This window comes from Streptomyces diastatochromogenes, from assembly GCF_002242805.1.
GTDB lineage: Bacteria > Actinomycetota > Actinomycetes > Streptomycetales > Streptomycetaceae > Streptomyces > Streptomyces diastatochromogenes.
Genome location: NZ_MCGQ01000006.1, coordinates 1 through 4,395, shown reverse-complemented (window position 1 = coordinate 4,395; position 4,395 = coordinate 1). Strand labels below are relative to the sequence as shown.

Below are 4,395 nucleotides of genomic sequence, written 5' to 3'. Positions count from 1 at the left end.
CGGTCGGCGCCCCAGCGGCGGCGGTGAACCCGGCGGCGGAGGTGAAGGCGGCGGCGACCCGGGCAACGGCCGGCGCATCGGCGGCGGCGAAGGCACTCTCGGCCGCGCTGGGACGACCGTCCGCGGCGGCATGGACCTGCCCGGCACCGGCGACATCGCCACCCACCTGTCGCCCTCCGCACCCGACGCGGACGGCGGCTTCAACGGCGGTACGTTCCTCAGCGGTTCCGGCGGAGGCTGAGCCACCGCATGCTCTGCCATGTCTGCCGCGTCCATGTGCGGCGCGACTTCCCGTACTGCCTGCACTGCGGCACCCCGCGCCGGGGTGCCGCACCGACGTCGTACGCCGCGCCCCAGCTGCGCGGCCTCGACGACCCCACGCTGCTCGTCCCGCTGACCGGCCCGGTCACCACGCTGGGCCGCGGCGAGGACAACGACGTCGTCCTGTCCGACGGCAGCGTCTCGCGCCGCCACGCCCGTGTCGTCCGCACCCCTGAGGGCTTCCGGATCGAGGACCTCGACTCCTTCAACGGCACCGCGGTGGCCGGCGTCGACCTGCACGGCGGCGTGGCCGGGCTGGCCGACGGCACCGAGCTGTCCGTGGGCGACGTACGCCTGGTCTTCGAGCAGCCCCGCGACGCCCGGATCGGCTCCCGCACGATGGTCGTCGGCACCCAGCTGACCCAACTGCCCACCGCCGGGCAGGAGGAGGCCCCGGAGGCGGGCGGCCCGCTCACCGCGCGCCCCCGCCACCGCTCCGGCTGGGCCCTCAAGCAGATCCCCACCGAACGCGGCGCACCCCGCTGGGTGCTCAGCTCCACCCGCACCGGCCGGTATCTGGAACTGGACGAGCGCCAGGTCTTCCTGTGGCACGCCGTCGACGGCGAGAACACGGTACGGGACCTGCTGTTCGCCTACGCCGAGCGCTACGGCGAACTCGCCCTGCCCCGCATCGAGTCCGCGCTGGCCGCGTTCGCGGGCGCCGGCCTGCTGCGCGGTCTGCCCGGCCGGCCGGAGGAGGAGCGGCCGAGGGGCTGGCGCCGGGCGGCGGGTGCCGTCTACCGGGCGCTGCTGAAACTGGAGGTGTCCGTCCCCGGCCTCGACCGGCTGGTGACCCGGCTCTACCAGGCCTTCGGCTGGCGGCTGTTCACCCGGACCGGGGTGCTGCTCGCCTGGCTGTCGGTGGCCGGCGGCCTGGTCGCGTTCTTCGCCGCCCAGGGCCGGCACCACCTGCTGGACTTCGGCGGGGCGGGCGTGTGGGGACCGGTCCTGCTGGCCGCCGGATACGTCACCGCGCTGCTCGTGCACGAACTGACGCACGCGCTGGCCGTGAAGTCGTACGGCCGCAAGGTCCGGCGCGGCGGGTTCCTGCTGATGATGGGCATGCCGTTCGCGTTCGTGGACACCAGCGACATGTGGTTCGGCTCCCGCTGGTCACGGGTCGTGGTGGCCCTGTCCGGGCCGTTGTCCACGGCGGCGCTGGCCGGCTGGTGCGCCACGGGAGCCGCCCTGCTGCCCGCCGGACCCGCCTCGGCCGTCCTCTACCACCTGGCCTTCGGCCTCTACCTGAACACCCTCTACAACTTCAACCCGCTGATGCCACTGGACGGTTACCAGGCACTGACCGACGCGCTGCGGGTGCCCCGGCTGCGCGAGGAGGCGAGCGCCTACTTCCGCGCGGGCCTGTGGCGCGACCTGCGCGCCGGCAACCGGCCGGGGCCGCGCCAGGCCGGCATGGCCGCCTACGGCCTCGCGGTCGTCGTGGGCACCTACGGCTTCCTCGCCCTCGCCCTGCTGGCCTGGCGCTCCCGGATCGGCGACCTGCTGGAAGGCCGGCTGCCCGAGCCGTGGACCACGGTGATCGAGGCGGCCGTGGTCGCCCTGATCGCCTTCCCGGTGTGGGCCGCACCCGTGCGCTGGCTGCTGCGCCGGATACGGCGCCGCCGGGACGCGAAGGACGTACGACAGGGCGCCGGGATCGCCGCGCCCATGGAGGGGACGGCATGACCGACGACGCGGGCTGGGCCGTACCCGGCTACGAGACCGTCCGCACGCTCGGCGAGGGAGCCGGCGGGAAGGTCGTCCTCGCCCGGCACACCGCGACCGGCGTGCCGGTCGCGATCAAGTACCTGGGCGAACGCCTGCGCGCGGACCGGGAGTTCCTCGCCCGCTTCCGGGCCGAGGCCCGGCTGCTGGGCGAGTTGCGGCACCCGTGCGTGGTGCGGCTGTACGAGTACGTCGAGGCACGCGCCGGCGCCGCGATCGTGATGGAGGCGGTCGACGGCGTCAGCCTGCGCCAACTGCTGCGCCGGCACGGGGCGACCGGCCCCGAGGCCGCGCTCGTCCTGCTCAAGGGCTCCCTGCTCGGGCTGGGCGCGGCCCACGCGGCCGGGGTGGTGCACCGCGACTACAAGCCGGAGAACGTCCTGGTCCGAGCCGACGGCACCAGCGCGCTGGCCGACTTCGGCATCGCCGTGCGCAGCGGCCGGGAGACCGAGGCCGCCGGCACACCCGCCTACATGGCGCCCGAGCAGTGGGACGGCGAGCCGGCCGGCCCGGCCGCCGACGTCTACGCGGCCTCCGTGGTGTTCTTCGAGTGCCTGACCGGACGACGGCCCTTCCCCGCCGACGACATGACCGCACTGCGCCTGCAGCACCTGCGCGCACCGGCCCCGCTGGACGACGTACCCGCGCCGGTGCGGGGGCTGCTGCGCGCCGGCCTGGCGAAGGACGCTGCGGACCGGCCCGGTGTCGAGTCCTTCCTCGCCGACCTGGAACGGGCCGCCGGGGAGGGCTACGGCGCCGGCTGGGAGGAGCGCGGCCGCCGTCGGCTCGCCGAACTCGCCGCGCTGCTCGCCCTGTTGTTCCCGTTCACCGCGACCGCGACGCTCGACGGCTCGGCCACCGCGCTCACCCTGCTCGGCCGGATCAAGCGCGGGGGATGGAAAGTGGCGACCGGTGGGGTGGCCGCGCTGGCGGTCGTCGCGGGCGGAGCGACGTACGCGACGGGCCGCCCGCACGACACGTCGACGACGGTCGCGAGTTCGACTCCGACATCCGCCAACTCGCCCACCAAACCCGGCACTTCACCCACTCCCTCCACATCGTCGCCGAGCAGCCCCCCGCCCACGGCCGACACCACGCCCTCCACCACTCCCACGGACGTCCCGTCGTCCTCGCCCACCCCGTCCACGGAGACGACCGCACCGGCCGGGACCCCGACCACCGCGGCCCCGCCCGCGGCAACCCCCGGCACCATCACCATCACCATCGGCTCATGGCAGCGCGGGCAGAAACCGGGCACGCTCGTCGCGGCGGTGACGGTCGAGACGACGGGCACCGGTCCGCTGACCGTCACCGCGAACTACTACGTCGACACACCCGCCGACCCGTACGGCTCCCAGTCCCAGCCCCTGTCCGGGAGCACCCGCTACGACCTGACCTTCGAGGCGGACTTCTCCAACCACCCCTGCCGGGGGACCTGGGACGTCACGCTCAGCAGCGACCCGGCAGCCGCCGACGGCCCCCAGACGGCCTCCCTGGACGCACCGCCGTGCTGAACACCGCCCCACGAGAACGGATCGACATGACGACAGCCACCACAGTGGCCGGCCGGCCCCTGTCCGGCTGGTCACGGGACGCGCGCTTCGGCACCTGGCACGCCCTGCTCCCGGACGGTTCCGGCGAGCCCGTGCGCGGGGCGCTGCGCATCGACCCGGCCCTGCTCGGGCCGCAGGGCACGCGCGAACGCCTGGCCGCCGCGGTGCTCACCACGGCGAAGCTCCGGCTGCCCGGGCTGCTCGGCACGGTCGACCTCGTCGCCGAAGCCGACGCGGTATGGCTGCTCACGGCCAGGCCACCGGCCCCCACCCTCACCGACATCCTGTCCGCCGGCGGCCCCCGCCCGGACGCGGGCAGCGCGGCGAGCATCCTCAACGAGACCGCACAGACCCTGCTGGCCCTGCACACGGCAGGCCTGACCCACGGCTCACTCGCCCCGGACACCGTGGTCCTGGCCCCGGACGGCGTGGCCCTGCTGGCCGAGACGGCGCTGAGCGCGGTGCTGGGCGACGCGCCGGCGGCGGCTGTACGACTGCCGGGTGACGTCCCGCCCCCGGACTCCCGGGCGGCCGACACCGCCGCCTGGGCCACCCTGGCCCGCACCCTCGGCGCCGCCTGGACCCAGACCGGAACCCCCGCGGCGGACCTGTTCGCCCACTGCGCCACCACCGCCGAGTCCGAGGGACTAGCGGCGGCCCGGGCCGCCCTGGTGGCCGGGCACGCGGCCCTCCCGGCGAACTTCCTGCACCGCACGGCCCTGCGCGCGGCAGCGGCAGCGGCGACTCCACCGTTCGCCCCACGTCCCACACCACCCCCCCACCCACCCACCGACAG

The 4,395-nt window shown here is 75.5% G+C and carries 3 protein-coding genes and 1 pseudogene; all 4 read left to right on the top strand.

Annotation, left to right across the window (positions count from 1 at the left end; genetic code table 11):
• A pseudogene (locus BEK98_RS48865) lies at positions 1–241 on the top strand (hypothetical protein); the annotation flags it as partial.
• Between the two features lie 8 nt (positions 242–249).
• Entirely contained in the window at positions 250–2,007 is a 1,758-nt protein-coding gene (locus tag BEK98_RS03530; protein ID WP_094214877.1) for an FHA domain-containing protein, read from the top strand.
• Complete coding sequence (locus tag BEK98_RS03525; RefSeq protein ID WP_094214876.1) at positions 2,004–3,560, top strand: serine/threonine-protein kinase; 1,557 nt, start codon at positions 2,004–2,006, stop codon at positions 3,558–3,560. Before BEK98_RS03530 ends, BEK98_RS03525 begins: the two co-directional genes overlap by 4 nt.
• Before the next feature lie 26 nt (positions 3,561–3,586).
• The coding region (locus tag BEK98_RS03520) for a protein kinase family protein (protein ID WP_483027321.1) at positions 3,587–4,395 on the top strand (809 nt) is incomplete at its 3' end.

Excerpts from the sequence above, each read along its gene's own strand:
- BEK98_RS03530 (WP_094214877.1), top strand. The coding sequence starts at position 250 with ATGCTCTGCCATGTCTGCCGCGTCCATGTGCGGCGCGACTTCCCGTAC.
- BEK98_RS03525 (WP_094214876.1), top strand. The coding sequence starts at position 2,004 with ATGACCGACGACGCGGGCTGGGCCGTACCCGGCTACGAGACCGTCCGC.